The organism is Clostridium sp. BSD2780061688st1 H5 (genome assembly GCF_005845155.1).
In the GTDB taxonomy this organism is placed as follows: domain Bacteria; phylum Bacillota; class Clostridia; order Lachnospirales; family Lachnospiraceae; genus Claveliimonas; species Claveliimonas intestinigallinarum.
The window spans coordinates 1-20,196 of sequence record NZ_SPGT01000034.1 but is presented as its reverse complement, the minus strand read 5'-3'; the positions used below and the strand labels follow the sequence as shown (position 1 = coordinate 20,196).

The 20,196-nt window shown below is 46.6% G+C and carries 20 protein-coding genes and 2 pseudogenes; 1 reads left to right on the top strand and 21 read right to left on the bottom strand.

Going from position 1 to position 20,196, the window contains the following annotated elements; translation table 11 throughout:
- From FGQ86_RS14935 to FGQ86_RS14880, 12 genes and pseudogenes are all read right to left on the bottom strand, one after another.
- On the bottom strand, positions 1 to 1,871 hold a 1,871-nt coding region (locus tag FGQ86_RS14935), incomplete at its 3' end, for an ABC transporter permease (RefSeq protein WP_171031588.1).
- A 1-nt stretch (position 1,872) separates the two neighbouring features.
- Positions 1,873 to 2,547: an ABC transporter ATP-binding protein gene (locus FGQ86_RS14930; RefSeq protein ID WP_138304905.1), complete on the bottom strand. Its 675-nt coding sequence runs from the start codon at positions 2,545 to 2,547 to the stop codon at positions 1,873 to 1,875.
- Positions 2,548 to 2,665: 118 nt separating this feature from the next.
- Entirely contained in the window at positions 2,666 to 3,583 is a 918-nt protein-coding gene (locus tag FGQ86_RS14925; protein ID WP_138304903.1) for a HAMP domain-containing sensor histidine kinase, read from the bottom strand.
- Positions 3,584 to 4,264 (bottom strand): response regulator transcription factor, encoded by a 681-nt coding sequence (locus tag FGQ86_RS14920; protein ID WP_138304901.1) that lies wholly within the window; start codon positions 4,262 to 4,264, stop codon positions 3,584 to 3,586.
- Positions 4,265 to 4,483: 219 nt separating this feature from the next.
- Positions 4,484 to 4,879, bottom strand: a pseudogene (locus FGQ86_RS14915) (conjugal transfer protein); the annotation flags it as partial.
- 11 nt (positions 4,880 to 4,890) lie between these two features.
- Positions 4,891 to 5,367, bottom strand: a pseudogene (locus FGQ86_RS14910) (response regulator transcription factor); the annotation flags it as partial.
- A 280-nt stretch (positions 5,368 to 5,647) separates the two neighbouring features.
- Positions 5,648 to 7,450 carry a lysozyme family protein gene (locus tag FGQ86_RS14905; protein WP_138304899.1) on the bottom strand — a complete coding sequence of 601 codons (1,803 nt, stop codon included), beginning with the start codon at positions 7,448 to 7,450 and terminating at the stop codon, positions 5,648 to 5,650.
- Between the two features lie 29 nt (positions 7,451 to 7,479).
- Positions 7,480 to 8,259, bottom strand: coding sequence for a class B sortase (gene srtB / locus FGQ86_RS14900; protein ID WP_138304897.1), 780 nt, complete (start codon positions 8,257 to 8,259; stop codon positions 7,480 to 7,482).
- A 16-nt stretch (positions 8,260 to 8,275) separates the two neighbouring features.
- Positions 8,276 to 9,055: a DUF6674 family protein gene (locus tag FGQ86_RS14895; RefSeq protein WP_138304896.1), complete on the bottom strand. Its 780-nt coding sequence runs from the start codon at positions 9,053 to 9,055 to the stop codon at positions 8,276 to 8,278.
- A gap of 11 nt (positions 9,056 to 9,066) precedes the next feature.
- A complete protein-coding gene (locus FGQ86_RS14890) occupies positions 9,067 to 9,474 on the bottom strand; it encodes a DUF6075 family protein (protein WP_138304894.1) in 408 nt (135 codons plus the stop codon).
- A gap of 69 nt (positions 9,475 to 9,543) precedes the next feature.
- Positions 9,544 to 11,907 (bottom strand): VirB4-like conjugal transfer ATPase, CD1110 family, encoded by a 2,364-nt coding sequence (locus FGQ86_RS14885; protein ID WP_138304892.1) that lies wholly within the window; start codon positions 11,905 to 11,907, stop codon positions 9,544 to 9,546.
- Complete coding sequence (locus FGQ86_RS14880) at positions 11,858 to 12,265, bottom strand: PrgI family protein (protein ID WP_138304890.1); 408 nt, start codon at positions 12,263 to 12,265, stop codon at positions 11,858 to 11,860. The genes FGQ86_RS14885 and FGQ86_RS14880 overlap by 50 nt, the downstream gene beginning before the upstream one ends.
- A 98-nt stretch (positions 12,266 to 12,363) precedes the next feature.
- Here FGQ86_RS14880 and FGQ86_RS14875 point away from each other — a divergent pair, with 98 nt between their 5' ends.
- Positions 12,364 to 12,744: a hypothetical protein gene (locus FGQ86_RS14875; protein ID WP_087211739.1), complete on the top strand. Its 381-nt coding sequence runs from the start codon at positions 12,364 to 12,366 to the stop codon at positions 12,742 to 12,744.
- A 25-nt stretch (positions 12,745 to 12,769) separates the two neighbouring features.
- Here FGQ86_RS14875 and FGQ86_RS14870 read toward each other — a convergent pair whose 3' ends face one another.
- The 9 genes from FGQ86_RS14870 to FGQ86_RS14830 form a co-directional block, all read right to left on the bottom strand.
- Positions 12,770 to 13,606 carry a hypothetical protein gene (locus FGQ86_RS14870; protein WP_070088306.1) on the bottom strand — a complete coding sequence of 279 codons (837 nt, stop codon included), beginning with the start codon at positions 13,604 to 13,606 and terminating at the stop codon, positions 12,770 to 12,772.
- A gap of 76 nt (positions 13,607 to 13,682) precedes the next feature.
- The gene (locus tag FGQ86_RS14865) at positions 13,683 to 14,024 is read right to left on the bottom strand and encodes a glutamyl-tRNA amidotransferase (RefSeq protein ID WP_087211742.1); all 342 of its coding nucleotides are present in this window, start codon (positions 14,022 to 14,024) and stop codon (positions 13,683 to 13,685) included.
- Complete coding sequence (locus FGQ86_RS14860; protein WP_138304888.1) at positions 14,008 to 15,831, bottom strand: VirD4-like conjugal transfer protein, CD1115 family; 1,824 nt, start codon at positions 15,829 to 15,831, stop codon at positions 14,008 to 14,010. Before FGQ86_RS14860 ends, FGQ86_RS14865 begins: the two co-directional genes overlap by 17 nt.
- Entirely contained in the window at positions 15,818 to 16,021 is a 204-nt protein-coding gene (locus FGQ86_RS14855) for a hypothetical protein (protein ID WP_070088309.1), read from the bottom strand. The genes FGQ86_RS14860 and FGQ86_RS14855 overlap by 14 nt, the downstream gene beginning before the upstream one ends.
- Positions 16,022 to 16,037: 16 nt before the next feature.
- Complete coding sequence (locus FGQ86_RS14850) at positions 16,038 to 17,072, bottom strand: hypothetical protein (RefSeq protein WP_070088310.1); 1,035 nt, start codon at positions 17,070 to 17,072, stop codon at positions 16,038 to 16,040.
- A gap of 5 nt (positions 17,073 to 17,077) precedes the next feature.
- Positions 17,078 to 17,992: a PcfB family protein gene (locus tag FGQ86_RS14845; RefSeq protein ID WP_138304886.1), complete on the bottom strand. Its 915-nt coding sequence runs from the start codon at positions 17,990 to 17,992 to the stop codon at positions 17,078 to 17,080.
- Positions 17,967 to 19,457 (bottom strand): relaxase/mobilization nuclease domain-containing protein, encoded by a 1,491-nt coding sequence (locus tag FGQ86_RS14840; protein ID WP_207742328.1) that lies wholly within the window; start codon positions 19,455 to 19,457, stop codon positions 17,967 to 17,969. Before FGQ86_RS14840 ends, FGQ86_RS14845 begins: the two co-directional genes overlap by 26 nt.
- Positions 19,435 to 19,785, bottom strand: coding sequence for a plasmid mobilization relaxosome protein MobC (gene mobC, locus FGQ86_RS14835; protein ID WP_138304884.1), 351 nt, complete (start codon positions 19,783 to 19,785; stop codon positions 19,435 to 19,437). The genes FGQ86_RS14840 and mobC overlap by 23 nt, the downstream gene beginning before the upstream one ends.
- On the bottom strand, positions 19,782 to 20,096 hold the full coding sequence (locus FGQ86_RS14830; protein ID WP_243127296.1) for a DUF5688 family protein: 315 nt from the start codon (positions 20,094 to 20,096) through the stop codon (positions 19,782 to 19,784). The genes mobC and FGQ86_RS14830 overlap by 4 nt, the downstream gene beginning before the upstream one ends.
- Positions 20,097 to 20,196 lie beyond the last annotated feature (100 nt).

The window sequence follows — 20,196 nt, the reverse complement described above, 5'->3', positions numbered from 1 at the left end:
CTACAGGTTAAGTCCGCTCGCTCCGCATCGCGTCCGTTTTGCTCCGCAAAACCGTCTGTTTGAGCCCGCTGATTGCAATTATCTCCTTCAGTAAATATTTTAGAAGCAAAGGCTATTTCCCCATTATCAAAAGCTTCCTTATCAAGTGGAGTCTCTAACTCTTGATTTAACTGTTCAAATTCTAAATCATCAATTCCTACAATCCTACAACTAAACATATTATTGTCATAATCCGCCTGTTGCTTATACATATTTATGTCTTTATCATAATTACCGGGAGCATATCTGGATTGATATAATTCTTTATAATATTCTCCGTAAACATCTTCCTGATAAGGCACAGTTGCCGTTGTCGATTCCAAAGTTCTAACATCTTTCACGCCATTTAAATTCTTTACATTTTCAATTAAATCATTTGTGATAACTTGTTCTTCATTATCAGAAAGTAAAGTTTGATTTAAAATCATCAAATCATAATCATAGGAATGATTTAAGATGTTCGTTGCATTATTCGCATAAATAACAGTGTTGATTATCAAAAACAAAGACAATGCCAAGCTCAAAGAACACATGATAACCCCAAATTGTTTCTTATCACGGAATAAATTGATCCTTACCATTGAGCGTATATCGCCACCATTTCTAATTTTGCTTTTCCTGTTTGAAGAAGAAGCGCCAATGTATTTTATCGCTTCGACAGGAGAGCAATTCATAGCTATTTTTGCAGGTTTCTGACTGCTGATTACTGTTGTCGCAAAAGAAAACACAGTAGCTATGATAAATACCCACACCGATACTGCTTCAACATCATTCGGCATAATTGATGGATTAATGGCGTGTAATAACTGTGGTATTACAATCTTCCCTACTACAGCAGAACAAATCAATCCTAACGGGATTCCAATTACTGTATTCCACAATACCTGCTTATTTATCATTCTTCTAATCTGAATAGAAGTAGTACCGATTGTTTTAAGTTGTCCGTAATAACGGATATCTTTATTAACAGAAATATACAACGTATTATAAATAAACAGATATCCACTCATAAAAATAAGTAACAGTAATACGCATAGTCCGATAATTGTTTTACAGAAATTTGAAATCGTATCATAATCCGCTTCAATAATCTGCTTCCCTGATATATTAATCTGGTTCTGCATTTCTGTAATATCACGTTCAGAGTAAAGAGGATTTTTAAGAGAAATTTTTAATTCTCCCTGCGTAAAATCTGTTTGTAAAACTCCTGTTGTTCGATAAAAATCCTTTGAAACATACCCTTTGTCTGTTCCTGAAGAATAATCTAGGAACCAGCCACTCAATATAAACGTCTTTGTTATCTCTCCGGAATCACTATTTTCTGACAAGGTTTGATATACCAAAGGCAATTCCATTCCTACATCTGGATTTTCAATTCCCATAGAATTTAATGCGGTTTTAGAAAGCATAATTTCATTTTCTTTTTGTGGGTATTCACCTTTATAATAATCCAAAGCAGGAATTGTCTGTTTTTCCCAGCAAGTATTGTCTAACCAAAATAATCTTATTTTATCTAATTCTTTATCTTCATATTTAGACAAAACTGCACATTTTACGCTAAGTCCTGCATATTTTACATTTTCCATTTTACGGATGGCAGACACTTGATCATCTCTAGGCTCCGTTAATTCTATATCATAATCCATGCCCTGCATTCTTTGTTGACGTAGTGCCACTGTATCCCAATAACTTATTCCAATAGATATTATTGTACATATTAAGAAAGTCGTCAGGAAGATAGCCAAAATTGTCAAGATATTTCGTTTTTTATGTGCCGAGTATGTTGTCTTTGCAAGGTCGTTTATTACTTTTTTATTATTGACTTTGAGCATTTTATTCACCACCTCTAACGATTTTTCCATCTTCCAGACGGATAATTCTGTCTGCCATTTGAGCAATTTCATCATTGTGTGTTATCATTACAATTGTTTGTGCCAGCTTTTGGCTAGATATTTTCATCAAACCTAAAACGTCTTGACTTGTTCGACTGTCAAGATTTCCAGTCGGTTCATCAGCAAGAATAATTGCTGGTTTAGTTGCTAATGCTCTTGCCAATGCTACTCTTTGTTGCTGTCCGCCGGATAATTGATTAGGCATAGAATACTTCTTACTCTCTAACTTTAATAATCGAAGTATTTCTTCAATATAATCTTCGTCCGGCTTAACTCCGTCCAGTTTTATCGGAAGTACAATATTTTCATATACATTCATTAGCGGAAGAAGATTATAATTTTGAAAAACAAATCCAATTTTTCTTCTTCTGTAAATCGTTAATTCGTCACGAGACAATTTGGAAATATCTTTCCCATCAATCAACACTTCGCCAGAAGTAGGATTGTCTAAACCTCCAAGCATATGCAATAATGTGGATTTTCCACTTCCTGACGTTCCTACAATTGCCAAAAATTCACCCTCTTTAATATCCAGGTCGATACCGTCCAATGCCTTTACCGTGTTTTCTCCCATCTGATAATATTTTTTAAGATTTCTAACTGATAGAATATTCATTTTTCATCTTCCTTTCTTTGTTTGTCTAATAATAACAAAGACTTCTTTCTCAAATCTTTCTCAAAAGTGACACTTCTGACACAATTCAAGATTGAGAAAAAAGCCTTGATTCGTTTGATTAGAAATCTTCACGTGATAAGAAAACCTCGACAGTGGTTCCTCTATTCGGTGTAGATTTTACTTTTATATATCCCTGCTGTTTTCTTAATACTTCTCTGGCTAAATATAACCCAATTCCAAATCCCTGCTTGTCTGTTACATTTGAACCTCTGTAAAATCTTTGGAATATTTTTCCCTGTTCTTCCTCTGGAATACCGATACCATTATCAACAATCTGAACACAAACAAAAGATTCATATAAAATAGATTGAATAGTTACAGTTGCCCCATTAGGAGAGTATTTTATCGCATTTTCAAGGATATTTGTAAAAACCTCTTCTGTCCATTTTAAATCAGCATATACTTTGCAGGTATGATATTCTGAAATAAGCTGAATTTCTTTTTTCATTGCGTCTAATTCTACAGATTGACAGCTTTTTCTAATCACAGTATCTAAGTCAATAATTTTAGGAGACACGGAGATAATCTCTTGCTCAGCATAAGAAGATTTAAGCAACTCTTTCATAAAAAAATTTAATTTTCCTGCATTATTTTCTATCTTGTCTGCCAATCGAGTAGATTTTGAATCACTTATTCGTTCTTTGAGCAGACCTGTATATAAAGTAATATTCGCAAGAGGAGTCCTAATCTGATGGCTAATATTCGTAATCAAAGATTTTATTATATCCCTTTCTTCCTCAGCAATTTCTTTTTGCATATGGGATATTTCCATAATTCGATTGAGCCGTTCAGAAATTGCAGAATCCAGTGATTCATCATATGAAAGCTCTATCTTTTTTCCACTTAATATTTCGTCTGTTTTATCAAGAAAATTTTGATATTGTGCAAACAATTTGTTTCTATACCAGCGGATTATCAGATATAAAAGTATAATATTTATAATGACGGCTAAAATCAAGATAGCATATATATTCATTTATAAATTCTCCCACATATAACCCTTTCCGTATACTGTTTTAATATATTGAGGATTGGAAGAATCATCTTCCAGTTTGTCTCTTAGCCGTCTTATAGCAACGGATAAAGCATTATCTTCCACATATTCTGTCCCCTCAGACCATACCCATTCCAATAAACGTTCTCTAGTTATAATTATATTTGGATTTGATGTTAGAAGATATAGTATTCGTTGTTCTGTTTTACTTAATTCTATTGATATACCGTTTTTATAAAATTCCATCGTTTCAAAGCGAAACAGAAAGATAGAATCTTTGTATTCTGGCTCATTTTTTATTGGATTTCTTCTAAGCAAGGCTCTGATTCTGGCACGAAGAATCATTAAACTAAATGGTTTTGTAATATAATCATCTGCACCACTTTCAAGTCCTTTTACAATATCTAGCTCCATATCTTTTGCGGTAAGCAAGGCAATTGGAATTGACACTTTCTGCTTAATTTCACGACAAAATTCTAATCCATTACCGTCAGGAAGATTGATGTCAAAAATCATTAAATCGATTTTTTGCTCAGGTATAGTCTTTCTTGCGTCTGCAATTGTAGAACATATTATAAAATTCAATTCTTCGCATTGCAAAGATAATTCTATTCCCTCTGCTAAATCAACATCATCTTCTAAAATCAAAATTGTTTTTCTCATTTGTCATTTATCTCCTTATACCAGAAAAATTGATTTAACTATAGATTCTATTGACAACTATTGTTACGAGCTATTATAGCAATTATTCTTTTGACCGTAAATGGGTTTACAGAATGTGAAACAAGCTATACTAACAAAAGTTAAGAGGAACGAGCCATATCATATTGGGAAAATGAGCTGTAGTCAGTAAAGCTACAGCTCACAATTTTCATCATAAATTTAACCAATCTTCCAGTTGCTATCCTTATGAAGCGTCAGCTCATACTGTGATACCTGTGTCGCCTTTGTCTGATTGTCGATAAATTTCACCGCCACGCTCACTTTCACATTGTCGCCGTCAGCCGTGAATACAGGGTTGACAAGCTCGGAAAAGAGGTAGTCGCCGTTTATCGGTTCAAGGGCGTTTCCCTCTACATAGTAGGCAAGTTCCTTGTCTGTTGCGGTAGGGTACAGCTTGAAGAATGTTTCCAGAAACGCCGTAGCGTCATTTACTGTGTCAGCGTCCACACTGTTGTCGGTTTCCTGTGCCTTTGGTTCATAATCGGATTTTTCCATAGCAGGGGCAAGGGTCGGGTTCTGTATAATAACCATATCCCCGTCAGCGTCTACATGGACGGTCACGGAATTTTGTACTCCATCGGGGAGAGCGTCAACGCTTTCCCATTCAAAGAAGCTGCTTGCTCCGAGAAATCCAGGAATAGCCTACCATCATCGTAAATATCCTTTGCAGGCTTATGATGTTCCAGCATAGAGAACATGGCTTTGATTTTCCGCTGCAAGGCTCCAATGACAAAGGGCTTTGTAATATAATCCACTGCGCCCACTTCGTAACCGCGTATCTGGTCGCTTTCCTGATCGTTTGCGGTCAGAAAAATTACAATCGTGTCCAGGTGCTCCGACTTAATCAATTTGCATAAATCATACCCGTTTCCGTCCGGCAGGTTAATATCCAGCAGGACTAAATCAAATTTCCCTGAACTTAGAGCTTGTGCTGCTGTTCTTGCATTTAGAACAGACGTTATTTTATATCCGTCCGATGCCAAATTGTAAGAAAGCATTTTATTCAAAAAGCTGTCATCCTCAACAACCAAAACTTGCTTCATCTCAACACTTCCTTTCTGAGTTTATATGTATTATAACATGCAAATGTCCGTGAAATGTTACAGCAGAAAATTTTTGATTTTATTATGTTGATTTAAGATAATACATACCAGTTATAACAAAAATTGGATTATCCCGAATCTTTAAAAAGTTCGCTTATTCACCAGATTTTCTTAAGATTCGGGATAGTTTTTCCATGCATTTAGAATGCTTCCGCTTGGCTTAAGATGACATGAATTTTATGTAAGGTACAACATATTTTCCTAAGTTGTACCTTTTTCTCTAATATGCCGGAACTCCATATCCCACGATCTGCACATAACCTATCGGGTAGCTCCGTCTGGCCACTTTATCTCCGCTGTTTCCTTCTACTGTATAGACCGTTCCGTCTACCACGCCTTCCACAATCCCTACATGATCCACACTGCCGTCATTTTCCCAGTCAAAGAATACAAGATCCCCAGTAGCAGGAACATAACTTCCATCCATGAACTGGCCCCGGCTCTCAAACCATTCCATGCCTGCAGAACATAAAGAAAACTTTGGTATCACTCCTGCCTCAATATATCCGCACTGATCAGCGCACCAGCTTACAAAGCAGGCACACCATTCCTCTCTGCTGGAAAATCCATACCAGCTCCAGTAGATATCTCCTCCATTTCCTTCCTGCGTCAAAGCCACCTGCACAATCGCCTGACTTCCGGTTCCCGTAGGAATACGTCCAAACACGTAGTATCGTAGTACGTGGGATACATACTCCTTATCCCCGTAACTGCTCCAACCGTTCCGTTCTGCCATCATTTCAGAGAATTCCACTGCATTGGCATAGGTGTATCCTCCGTAATTCTCTTTCGCCCAGGAAATATACCCGTTCCCGTAGTTATATCCCTGCAATGCCAGTTTTATATGATTCATATCCACCGGACTTTCCACGCCCGCCTCCCGCAGACAGGCTGCAAGGTTCTGGATACCAACATCAATGGAATACTCCGGATCTGTGATCCCGTTTGGCGTATTGGGATAACGGGTATTATACCCGCACTCGGACGCCTGCATGGGATCGGTTCCCTGTCCGCCGCTTTCCTGCATCATAACCGCTTTGATCAGTTCCACATATTCCTCAATCCCGTACTGTCTGGCATACTGCCGGATCAATGGCTCATACGCCTCTACCTCTGCGCTGACAGGGGTAACGGTACTGGAGTTACTTCCTCCTACCATACTGAACAGCGCTCCAAATAGAATGACAATTACAAGGATCAGTACCACGATCCAGCCACCTGCAAAAATAGCAGAGACAAGCGCTTTGGTAGCTGCAATGACTGCCTTAACTGCGGCTGTAACAGCTTTTGCCGCCGCTTTTGCAGCTTTTGCCGCCGCAATCGCCGCCTGTCTTGCGGCAACGGTAGTCCGCTGCGTGGTCACTACCGCAGCCCTTGCTCCCTGTCCTGCAGTTCTGGCAGCCACTTCCGTAGTCCGGACTGCTGTGTATCCCGTTCTCTGCGCTGTTTTGATCGTCCTGCCTGTGCCTTTCGCTGCAGCTTTCCCGGAAGTTTTTATAGAAGCATGGGCTGTTTTGATTGTTTTCTCTCCCCGGTCAAGCGTCTTGACCGTCTGCTTTGGAAGCTCCCGGATCTGCGTTCCTTTCTTTCCAGTCTCCCTTCCTCCGGTGGCCTGCCTTCCGGCTGTCCGCCCGGTCTGCGCTCCTGTCCGGTTTTTCATCTGCTCTTTCGGCTGGTAAGTCTTTTCTGTACCAGACGAAAAAGAAGAGGCGGAAGGCTCTCCGTTCTTCTCCCGGAAAGCCTCTGCCTCTTTTTTTGCTCTGCCCCTCTCCCGGACAGCATGAATTACCTTTTCCCCCTGTTTTCCTGTCTGCTGAACCGTTCCACGAGCGGCTCTCTCTCCCTTTTCCATGACCTGATCTTCGGCATAGCCTACGGGATTTCCCTGTTCCTTGACCTGTGTCTGTTCTGCGCTGTCTCTTGTCCGGATATAGGTCCCTTTCATATGCTCCGCCGCTGTCACTGTTTTATCCAATACCTTGATATCCTTCTGGACGTGGCGGGTTTTGATCGTTCTTCCCATCGCCTGCCCTCCTTTCGGATATGGGATTTTCAGATCTTCTTAGCCACAACCACAAGCCTTCCATTGGTATTGGAATATTCGCAGGTGGACAGAGTAAGCAGCTTGTCTCCATATGTGGCGGTCACTCCCGTATCATAAAGGGCAAGTTCCCTGCACTGCTCCACATAGTCCGTGAACTCTTTCTCCGTCTCTGCATGAGAAAAAAGATAGAACTTAAACCCGGTATCGTCATAGACCGTAGTCTTAAATACTGCGATCACTTCGTATTCGGCGGTTTCTGTCAGTGTATCAAAATGGACAATTTTATGCTGCTCATAGAAATCCCGGTCCTCATAGTTCATCAGTCCGGCGAACATGGAACCGTTATTCATATGATGTCCGTAAACGATCACATTGTCACTGGGTTCCATCGGATCACAATGCTCTGCGATATAGGGAATACCATAAGCGCTGGACTCCTTGTAAAAATTGTGTTTCAGATAATAATCCGGGTTGTCCGGCGTATACATGACCGGATAGTTAATCTGCGTATCCTCAATCCGGATCCATCCGGCCATATCATTATTCATGGCAAACAGCTCGGCATACCGCGCTAAAGGAGAAATCACTTCCTGCTCCTCTCCCACCGGTTCTTCCTCCGGCGTGTCCTCTGTCTGCTCCACGATCTGTGCCAGTTCGGTAAATTCTTTCTCTGCTTTCTGTGCGCCCGCATAATGGCTGATCACTTGAAACAGCGACACGCCAAAAAACAGGACGCATACCGCCAGTCCTGCCAGATACCATTTTCCTTTGATCTTCTGATGTTTCATTCTGCAATTCTCCTCCTTATTCTCTTGCCTGCTGTTTGACCGGAACCGGCAACTGGGGAACCATTTTCTTCTCTTCTTTCAGCTTTTTCAGTTCCACTTTCACGGACGGTTTCTTTTCCTCCTTCTGCACGAACTGTTCCAGACGCCGGCGCAGATTCTCGGTGGTCTGCTCCATGCTGGAGAGCCTGCCGCTGATCGTCAAAAATGACTTGCGTATCTTCGCTGTGATCCCCTTGTCTGCAGTCTGTGGTTCAACTTTCTTCTGCTCTTTCCCCCGGAAAATCCTGCCCACGTTTTTGATGTGGCCGCCTGCAGCGTGAAGTTCCCCGCTTAAGACTTCCATTTTATCGACTTGCCGGTTCATACTCTCCACCGCCCCGCGAAGCCCTTCCTGTATCCGGGCAAGGGCAGACGGGATCTTCATGGATGATACGGCTTTCCGCAGAGCGTCCTTCCCTTTCTCTTTATAGGTCTGCAAAGCATTTCCTGCGGACTGGATCAGATTTTTCCGCACTGTGTTTAATTGTCCTCCCACTTCCTGCACTTTTTCCTGTGCCTGTTCCGAGATCCGCAGAACGGACGCTTTCACGCCTCCGTCCTGGATCTGAGATAATTGTTCCTTCACATCCCGCAGTTCCTCCAGCACCTGTCCAAACTGGACTTCCATTCCGTCCAGATACTTTACAAGGGATTCCACTTCTTTCTGTTCTTTTGTAAGTCCATTCCCTTCCAATACCCGGAACAGTTCTACGATCTCCGGCTGTTCCATCAATACTGTCTGTCTTGCTGTCTCCATCTGTGCCCCTCCTATCGTTCTCTCTGTGCAGTCTGTGGTTTCATGGCGGGCAGTTCCCGGCAGTAATCCGGATATTTCAGCCGGATCGCCTCAAAGAAGTAAGGAGCGTACCCGCAGTCAAATATCTCATACGGGGTGGACATCCGCTCATCTCCCTTTTCTGCATATCCGTTCCAGAGATTGAAAGCAAGCCTCGTCAGACGGATGGAGCCGCCTGTTTGCCAGCCTTCATGCAGGCCCTCCGGCCGGATATGCCCCTGTGTAAAGTCAAAAATCCGCTCCACATTTCTTCTGGTAGTGTCGGAAATCCCCACGCAGTAGAAAAACGCCTGATGATAGCTGTCCGTGTTCCCGGTTCTTTTCAGCATGGAATAAAAGAAATTTTCGTGTTCCTTTGATTCAAATCGGATTGTTTTCATATGATCCCTCCATTAGAAAACAGCCTGCGGGAAATCTCTTTCCTCACAGACTGCCTAGCATGATATTTATTATGATTCTGTAATGTCAGTTCCCGTACCGCCCCACGTTTTCTCGAAGTCCTCCGGTTTTGTGGACATCAGCTTGTAGATCTCAGAGTTCTTACTCATCTGGTTATAAAACGGAACCAGGGCGCTGCCGATCCTGGCAAGTCCGTTTCCGGCTCTGGCATTTGTGATATACTTCATCTGTTCCCCGGAAATATGGAGAAGTTCCGCCAACTGCTCCCGGTCAGAGGCAGACTGGTTCAGCATGACAATAAATTCCGAGTTGGAGAGCATGGTCCTTGCGGTCAGGGAGTCCAGCACATATTCCACGTTCTGCGTCAGGCTGGTCGTCCATGCGTTTCTCTTACGGAACCGCCGGTAGGCGCTGTCAAAGAAGTTTGCGCTGTACTTATGCTGCAGCAGCGTATGGAACTCGTCCAGAAAGATATGGGTTCTCACGCCGTTCTCCCAGTTCTGAGATACCCGGTTGATCATATGGTCCGTGATCACAAGCTGCCCCAGGTCTTTCATATCTTCCACCATGCCCCGTGTATTAAAGCTGATCAGACGGTTTTCCGTCTCAATATTGGTGGGATGGGAAAAATTGTTCAGCGTACCGTCTGTGAACAATTCCAACATCAGAGCCAGATCTTTCGCCTCCGGCTCATCCTGCTCCTGCAGTACCCGGCGCAGCGTAAAGAAGGTCGGGATTTCGTACTGGCGTTTCCGGGAATACACACGCTCCACGCAGCGGTCCAGGATACTCTTTTCTTTCGGCCCAATCATATAGCGGTCATCCGTGATCCGCTCATACAGGGAGAGGACGAACTGGGATTTATCCACAACCGGGTTCTTATCGCCGTAACCTTTTACCATATCCATAGCATTCAAGTGAATATCACTCCCTGCACAGATCGGCAGGCTCACGCCGCCCAGCGCCTGCACCAGAGGTTCATACTCTCCTTCCGGATCATACACAAGCACCTGATCTTTTGAGGTGGAAAGAATGATCAACAGGATAAACATTTTGGTCAGCATGGACTTTCCACTTCCGGGTACGCCTAAGATAAATGCGGACGGATTGAGCAGAAGCCCACGGTTTACCAGGATTAGATTGTGGGAGATTGCATTGATTCCGCAGTAGATCCCGCCTTTGTCCATGACTTCCTGCGTCCTAAAGGGGATCAGGCTGCCTAAACTTTCCGTGGTCAGCGTCCTCATGCTGTCGATCTTCCTCACACCAATCGGAAGTGCGGTATTCATCCCGTCCATCTGCTGGAATTTCAGTACTGCCATCTGACACATCCGGTTTCTCGCAAGAGACAGGATGGTGTGGGTGTCTGCGTCCAACTGTTTCTTACTCTCCGCTGTGTGCATGAAAGTTACGACAGCCACCATCATCCGCTGATCCCTTGTGGTCAGATCCCGCAAAAACTCCCGGCTTTCCTCTTTCTGCAGTTCCATGTCATAGGGCACGGTCGCGGAAAAGTTCTGATTGGCGTTCTGCCGCCGCTGCCAGTTCGTGATATTCGTCTCCACGCCCAAAAGCCGGTTCTGCGCCTCATTGACCGCCTCGTCCGTGGGGATCGGGATAATATCAATGCTGATCATCATGTTCTGGTTGATGTCCGCAAACTCCGACACCATTTCATCAGAAATATAGGAAGCATAGTCTTTCAGATACAGCACCCTGCCATACCGCTCCCCTACTTTGAAATAATCTTTTTCAAATTCCATCGTATCCGGACAGATATGGTCCTTAAAGCTGTGCCCCAGTTTTGCGGACGTTTTCAGATCAAAACAGAAATGACTTTCCTCTCCGGCCCGGTAAAAGCTGTACAGTACATGGAGTTTTTCCTGTGCGTCCAGTTCCTCGCACTTGGAACCCAGGTTGCTGAAATGGGAGATCAGCCCGTTTCCGGTACGCAGGAAATAATTCCTTGCGTCCTCCACGTTTTTCCGATATACAGAGATCGTCACATACAGCTCCCGGATCATGCCGTTGGCTCCCACTGTCTTTTCCATAAGCATGTCGTTGACTTCCTCCCGGTACTTATCCAGACGGTCATTCTGCTTCGGGATAAAGACTGCCTCTTTCAGTTCCTCTTTGTTCAGCCTGCGGATAATGACAGTCAGCTTGGTGGTCGCTCCGCAGTCAAAAAAGTTGAGGATATTGGTATACTCCAGAAACATCGCTTTCTTATCTTCCTCAGACGCCACTTCAAAGTTAATGTCTGTAAACCGGTACGTCTTCGCATACTTGTTTTTCCCTACCAGAAAGATCCCGTCTTTCCAGATGGTCTGGATCGGGATCGCCTGCTGTACGCTCTTCGGGATTTTAAACTTCTCCTTGTCCTGCCGCATGACGGTTTTTAGTGTTCTTAACATGCTTTCCCATCGCCTCCTTTTCCTGTTTTCTGATCTCGCCTTTTGTCAGCTCGTAATATAAGTTCTCCGGATGGAATACTAGATACTTCGGCATGAGGATCTCACTCTTGATCCATACCCACAGAAATTTCTCTGCGGTCATTCCGTGATATTTGATAAAGCCAATGGCCGCAAAGGGCGCTGCTCCCAACATGCACACCCAACTGACGGTTTCCATCCCCATATGGGGACGGAGCAAAAAATAAAGGCCCACAGCAACACCGCAGGCCAGAACCGCACAGATAAACTGGCGGAGTGACAGGCCAAAATACATGGCCTCCGTGTATTCCCGGATTTCCCGGTTGATCTTGATTTCCAAATGATGACCTCCTTTATCTGATAATTTCTCAATCGCACATTTGTCTCCCCCGGTTCTTCCTGTTATACTCAAAGAAAAAACGCAAAGGGGGCTTTTATATGCCATACACTGTTTTTATCTCTCTCGGTATCTCTGCTGTCCTGCTCATTCTCTCCTTACTCTTCCGCCTGGCGGGAAAATTCAGGCTGACTCTGCCGCTCCTTTACTTTCTCTTGACCGCCACGGTTCTGAACCCGTGGGCCGCCGCCCATGAGACGCTTGCTTTTGCAATCCTTTTTTGCCTGCTCGCTCTCTCCGTCATAAGCTGGCTCTTTTCTCTAAGAAATGCCCTCCGTGATCGGAAATATTACAAGGCTCTGGAAGAGGATATGAGCTGGCAGGTCAGGCGTGCCAGAAACAACGGAATTTCTATGGACACCGTGTACTTTGACAGCGCCGGGAACATGCGGTACAAAGATACCAAAGAAATCGTAGACTAAGGCACGGGATTCCGTGTCTTTTTTCTTACAATCCCATCATCTCCCGTACCACACGGTCCGCCATCTTCACAGCGCCTACCAGCACCAGCATGTTAAAGATCAGTTCCGCAATGTAGCTCCACACCATTGTAACTGCCGCTGCCTCCGGATCAACCACTGGCGGGGATGACGCAAACACGGAGAAGATAATACAGGCCAGAACGATAATCGCTCCCTCCAGACACACCGCCGCATAGGATTTTAAAAAACTCTTTCCTACGTTCTGTGTCGGCTCCCCGGCAAAGGTAGACAAGGGAACCGGGGCGATAGCGGTATAGAGATACAGCCGGAAGAACCGCCCGTACACGCTCATGATCATAATAAAGCTCAAAACTGTAATAAACAGGCCGCCGATCAGCGTGACCGCCCATAGAGGGATACTTTCAAAAAATCCGCAGTCCTCCACTGCGGTAATGATCTCCTGCGGCAGCACTGTCTCCTGTGCGCTCCCAAATCCGGCGGCGTCCATGATGGTGCTGACAATCCCCTGCACAATGCGGAACAACGCCATCATCAATTCCAGACCATAGGTAATCACGCCTTTTGCCAGAGCGAAACGGATAAACAGTTTCAGTGCGTGTTCCGGCTTTTTCACTTCTGTAAAACTTCCGCAGGTCTTTACCACGCCTACCACGAAAAACAACACCAGAAGGGCATACCCGATTGCCTGCAGCGCACCGTGGATACTGGCGATCACATTCCAGATGTCTCCGCCTTTGAAATTTTCCGGAGACTGGGTAATGATCTGCCAGATTTCTGCCAGTTTGCTGTTCCATGTGTCCAGGGCGTTCTGAAGGTTCTGAACCACCCAGTTATCACTCAAAACACATTCCTCCTTTCCGGCAGGAGCAGGACAGACCGTTTCCGGCCCGTCCCCCTGCCCGGTTACTGGATGTTTCTTATCCTGCGATCAATGTCAGGATTTCTTTTGCAAACGTGATGATCACGCCTCCGGCAAGTGTCAGGAATCCATTCGCCCGCTGCGACGGATCATGGGATTTTAAGGACAGTCCGATCTGCACGATACCAAAGCCCAGCAGGATCATACCGATGGCACGGATCAGCCCAAAGATAAATTCGGACAGGTTATTGATCACGGTCAGCGGATCATCCGCTGCAAATACAGTTGTGGCCCCTGCCGTCATCATCAGCACCAGCGCCGCATAAATGACCATGAGCCGCTTTCCTCTGCGGCTCATGGGAAGTTTCCGGGTTTCTCTTTTCTCATCTCTCTGTTTCATTATCTGAGTCCTCCTCGTTCTTATTAAATAGTTCCTCTAAATCCTCATCGGATAAGAGTTCATAGCCTTCTGTGTCCGGCGGGGCCTCTGCGATCTCGCCCTCCAGACTGTCTCCCAGCATAATGCTCGCCACCGCCTGCGTCACTTCTCCGTGCAGATAGGGTTTTCCTTTCCCGTCTGTGGTCAGAGCAATGTTCGGGTGTTTCAAAATATCAAATTTTTCATCCATGACCGGGCGTTCTCCCCGGATAAAAAGAAGTGCGTAGCGGTTGTCCAGCATACGCACTTCATCCGGTGTCATCAGCTCCCGGCCTGTGATCTGATAATTAGTGGAATAGTTCCCGGAGTGTCCGGTAGACTTACCATAGGTGTTGGTGTCAATGGTGGCTTTCCCCAGCAGTTCACTGACATACTTGTGGGTTCCCTGTTCATTGCCTCCTAAATACAGGAATTCATCTGCATTTCCCATAATGCTTTCCCACTGTTTTTCAAACAATGCCTTTAACTGCGCCAGATTCTGCAGGATGATGGAGACGCTGACTTCTCTGGAGCGCATGACAGAAAGGATCTTGTCAAAGTCATCAGGCAGGCTGACGTTTGCGAACTCGTCCATCAGGAAATGGACATGGACGGGCAGCCTGCCCCCATACTTGTGGTCTGCCAGATAGAAAAGCTGTTGGAATAACTGGGTATACAAAATTGACACCAGAAAGTTATAGCTGGTGTCATTGTCCGGGATCAGGGCAAAGAGCGCCACTTTCTTTTCTCCCAAAGAAGGAAGATCCAAATCGTCTGTAGCGGTCAGCGCCGCAAGGCTGGACAGGTTGAATTTCTCCAGTCTGGCTGCCAGTGTGATCTGGATGGATTTCAGCGTTTTCGCACTTCCGGAGTGGTAATCCTTGTAATACTTTACGGCGATATGCTCCGGCTCCCGCATTTCCAGGCGTTCAAACAGTTCGTCCAGAGGGGATTGATATTCGTCATTGTCCTCATGCACTTCTCCCGCCCGCAGAAGCTCCATAACCATAGGGAAATTCTGCTCTTCTTCCGGAGCCTCGTATTTCAAATAAAAGATCAGCGCCAGAAGAAGCATGGACGCCGCCGTATCCCAAAAAGGATCATTGCTCTGGCTCCCTTTCGGCGTGGTGGCTTTAAACAGGTTGGTCACAAGCCGCTGCACGTCATTGTCATCCTTCAGATAGACAAAAGGATTGTAACAGTAGCTTTTCTCCATGTTGATCAGATCCAGCACCCGGACATCATAGCCTTTCGCTTTTAACAGAAATCCGGTATCCCGGAGATTTTCCCCTTTCGGATCCAGCACTACGAAAGAAGTGTTCGCCTGCATGAGATTCGGTTTCGCATAAAACCTCGTCTTGCCCGCTCCACTCCCGCCGATGATAATGGTCAGCAGGTTCCGCCGGTGTTTCCGGCTGTCATAGCTGATCCGCACGTTCTGCGTCATCAGTTTATTGGCCAGAAAATTTTTCTCACTGTATTTCCGGTTGATTTCCCGGACGTCTCCCCACACAGCGGAACCATGTTCTTCTCCCCTGCGGTACTTTCGCCGGGTGGACAAGTAGATTCCGATCCCCAGTCCATACGCCAGTAAAAAAAGAAGGACAGTTTTTGCGCTGTCCTTACAGAGTTCCATAGAAAACGGATGCTCCATCGCCTCCGGCAGTCCTTTCACGATACCGATCAGGCCGCCGGACAGATAAGGCGCTGTCAGCAGGGCAAACCAGATAACGGGGAAAATGCCGAGAATGGCAAAAATCCATGTGCTTTTCCTGCTACCGCTCTTCATGGCGTCTGTGCCCCCTTCGTGGTTTCTCCGGCGGCACCTCCATCTTTTCAATAACCTTTAAGAGAACATCGTCCACGGCGTCCGTGGGCCGCTCCTCTTTTAACATCTGGTTCCGTTTATCTTTCAGGGAATGGAAGATCACGCCGCATTCGTATTTATCCAGTTCCAGAGTTACTCTGCCCTCACTCAATCTTCACACCTCCGTCCTATCGTTCCTGTGCCGCCTCCCGGCGCTGCCAGTTTCCTCGTGGCTGTCCGGGTTCCCGGTCCTGCATATGCGTCCGGCTCTGACTTTCCTCCCGTTTTGGTCCGTTCTCCCTGTTCTGCTCTCCTTCCTGCCTCTGCCCCGCCTGTTCCTGCTGTCTCTGGCTCATGCGGTTCTGCTCAAACACTTTCGCCATACGGGAAGAGATCTGATTGGCTGCGTCACGGGCTTTCGACAGCTCCGCCCGCACTTCCTGCGGCTCCATCCCCTCAAAGAAATCGGGCGCATAGCGGAAGTCATATGCCTGCGTATCGATCCCATACTTTTTACAGAGCAGGTAAGACGCACAGTAGGCATGGAAAGCGTCCTCATCCCGGTCATACTCCGGATCTCCGTCCGCAAACCCGGCAAGGGCCAGTTCCGGCGTCAGGCACTGGAAAATTTCCTGTGCGTTCATCCCTTTCCTCACATAGATACAGTTTTCCTCCGGCTCAAAGACTGCGCCCTTATCCTCCGGCATTTGATCCGGCTCTGCCGTCACAATACTGGCCGGGGGATTGTTGATCAACGCCCGGATCAGAAGGCGCTCATCCAGCTCTGTCTGCGGCTGCGGACGTTCTTTCATGGTAGTCTGGGAAATATCATACAATTCCCTGGCGTTATAGTAGGTCCCGATACTTCCGTCTTCCCGTTCATATTCCTTTCCCGGCTCCATGATCAGAACCGGGTTCTGCCGCTCCGCACGTTTCACGAATACGCCCTGTTCCCTCCAGTATCCATAATCTCCCAGACGCTCTGCGTCCGGCCTCTGAGCCAGGATCAGCAGGGCATTATTGGCGGTATAGCGGTCAAACCGGGCCTGTACGTCCAGATATTGCTGAAACTTCCCGCTGTCTGCCGCCACTTCATTCGTGATCTGCTCAGACAGCTCATAGCAGCGGTTCCGATTGTTTTTACTCTTCGCAATAAAAGCGGCTTTTTTGTCGTCCTGCGGCACTGCCGATACATTCAACATGGAATCAAAGTTGTTCTCCATACTCTCTACCTCTCTTTCGATTTTCTTGGTTTTTTCCGGTTCTGCGGCTGCGTATGCTGCGTCTGCCTCGTCCTGCCAGATTTCTCTTTTGAAATCGCTTCCTGTACCTTCCCTTCCGCCTCTTTCTTCCTCGCCGCCTTTATCTCATTAAGTTCTTTCCGCACGGACGGCTTTTTCGGTACGGACGGAACATACAGCTTAGAAGTACCCTCGGCGGTTTTGTCTGGCCTCACGGAGATAGGCTCGGACAGACGGGATTTCTCTGTCTTTGCCAAAGAGGGGTTTTGTTGCTTTCCCTCTTTCTTTACCGGCTCCCCAAACAGTTCGTCCATGAGCCGGTCCTCCTGTGACTTTTCCGGGCGTTCCTGCTGCGGAGCCGCTGGGGATTTCCCGGACATTGCTTTCTGCTCCTGTGACGGTTCCCCTTTCTGCTTTGGCTTTCCGGTATCCGGTTTCGCTTTCCCGGAGGACACCTCCTGGCTCTTCCTGTGGGATTTTTCCTCTCTGCTCTTTTCGATCTCTGTCTTGATCTGAGCCGCTTCTGTAACAGAAGCAAACTTGAACCGCTCCACGATCCGGTTGATCCGGGGAGCGTCCTCTTCCTTGACCACCACATCAACCATCCCGTCTATACTCCCTTTCGGGTTCCGCACCGCACAGTATAAGATCCCGTACCGCTTTGCCTCTGTGACAAACTGTTTCAAATCGCTCTCTTTTACGGAATACACCGTCAGCGGTTTCCCGGAACGGACAAGCGTTTCCAGCCTTGCCCGTCCTTTTGTCTTTTTCTGCTCTTTCAGTACCGCATACAGAATGACCGCAAGCTGTTTTGCCCCGGCTCCTGTGATCTTTAAGGCCGCCTCGCCGACTTCCAGCGACATGCGCACCACCTGGTCAGCGGCCTCGCCTGATGTGTTCATGGCTTACTTCCTCCTTTCCCTGTTTCTTTTTCTGCCGCACGATCTGGATCTTCTGCCGGACCAGGCCGGAACGTGCGGCGATCCCGTCGCAAAGCACCACCTCCTCTCTCAGTTCCCCGATCCGGGCAGTCAGTCTGGCAATTTCTGCTTTTACTTCCGACAGACGGTCTTCTTCCCGGATACTGCGGCACTGATACCGCAGCTTCTGACGTTCTTTTGATAGCTGTGTCATCTGCTCCTGCAGCGATTCTTTATAGGAAAAAAGCTGCACGTCCGTGTCAATGTGACAGCGGCAGAGCAGCCTTGTCTCTCTGGAGATCTGTTCCAGTTTCGCCAGATCCTCCCGCAGAAGGAAATGAAGTTGTTTCGGCGATACAGGCGGGCGGTTTTTCGGCAGGATACCTAAAAGAAAACAGTAGTGCAGGTACAGGCCCCGCAGTCCTCCGATTTTCCTTTTCGGCAGGTTCCCCCGCACATGCGCCACATACCGCTTTTTCTCCGGCAGTCGTTCTCCCTGCGGGATGGCAGGCGGATCTTCCTCCAGTATCCTCCTTCGGATCGACTCCAAAGAATACTCCTCTCCAAAGTTCCGTTTCAGTTTCAATCCCCGATCCCGCCCTTCCGGACGGATCGTAATGTCTTTGCCAAACTTGATGGAATAGCCTTTCTCTTTCAGGAAGTGGAAAAACTGCTTTTCCGTCCTCGCCTGCAGGATGGCCTCATCCACGTCCTCCCGGACGATACTGTGATAAGTGGGCCTCCCTTCCTGCTCTGCCCGCCACTCGCCGTAGTGTCTGGACTTTCCCGGCTGCGGATGTTCGATCACGGACAGACCGTACTCCCGGCAGAGCCGGTCAGAGGTTGCTCGCATATCCCGGTAGTCCCGGTTGGTTCTGTGATACCGTTTCCCATCGAGATAGGAAACAGAGTTGACCACGAAATGGTTATGAAGATGATGGGCTTTGTCCAGATGGGTGGCTACCAATATCTGAAAACGCCCGCCCCACAATTCCTGTGCCAGACGGACGCCGATCTCATGGGCCAATGCCGGGGTACACTCTCCCGGAGCAAAGGACTGATACCCGTGAAATGCCACGATCCCCTCATCCTTTCCATACCGCTTTTTAACAGCTATCATTTCATTACGCGCGGTGGCGGGCGTGCAGTTGATCCCGGAAACATACTGCTGCATGATCTGCTCCGTCTCACTGACGATCCCCTCCTCTCCCTTTTTCCCTTTCCGTCTGGTCTTTTCTGCATTGACCGCATAGGCGATCACATCAGAAAGGCTCTGCATTTTTTCTTCACGCTGTACCGCCCCTTCGTTTTCATATCCCGGAAGTTTTGCGATCTCCGGAGCGGTGGTCTTTTCCGGGTTCTCTACATAGATCACGACTTTCCCCAGCCAACCTTTTACACTCCAGATGGATGTGGTAGCCACCTTACACTCCTCTCCGGTTTTCATTTTTCATCGGTTCCGGCAGGATCACCGCCTCCGTAATCTTCTTTACAGTATCTTCAAACATCCGCATATCCCGGTCATACCGCTGCACATCAAGTACATTTAAAGTGTGTGCCTTCTGTGCGATCTGATTTAGGTTATTCCCGATCCGGTGGAGTTCCCTCATCATGGAATAGTAATCCGGCGGCGGGGCGTCTCTCGGAACCACGCCGCTGATCAGATGACGGAGATATGCCTCCCGGCTTAGACCACTCTTTTTTACTTTTTTATCCAGGATCTCCGCCTCTTTCCGGTTCAGACGGAACAAGATCGCCACATTTCGTTTTCTCATCGCTCCATCTCCTTTTCTTTTTCTATGGATTCCGGCACCTGGCAAAGCTGCCTTTTTTCTTTATCGAACTCATAGATCCGGTCTGACAGAACCTCTTCTCTTGCAACTTCTGTCTCATTGACATTCCGTACCATTTCTCCCAGTTCCTTCGGCGATATATTTCCGTCCTTTGGAACAATGATCATCTCATGGATCGAAGATGGAAGCAGATAATATCCTTCCGGAAACAGCGTTTCCAACTTCTCCTGCAGACCGGGATATGCCAATACAGTCGAACCATTAAAACGATCCGTATTGCTTAAAATATACATACCGGGCTCCGGAATATCCGTCCCCTCTCTCGTATTATAAAGTAGTAGTGTTTATAGACCCTCTCCAAGGTCTTAATACTATTTCTATCATAGCTATTCT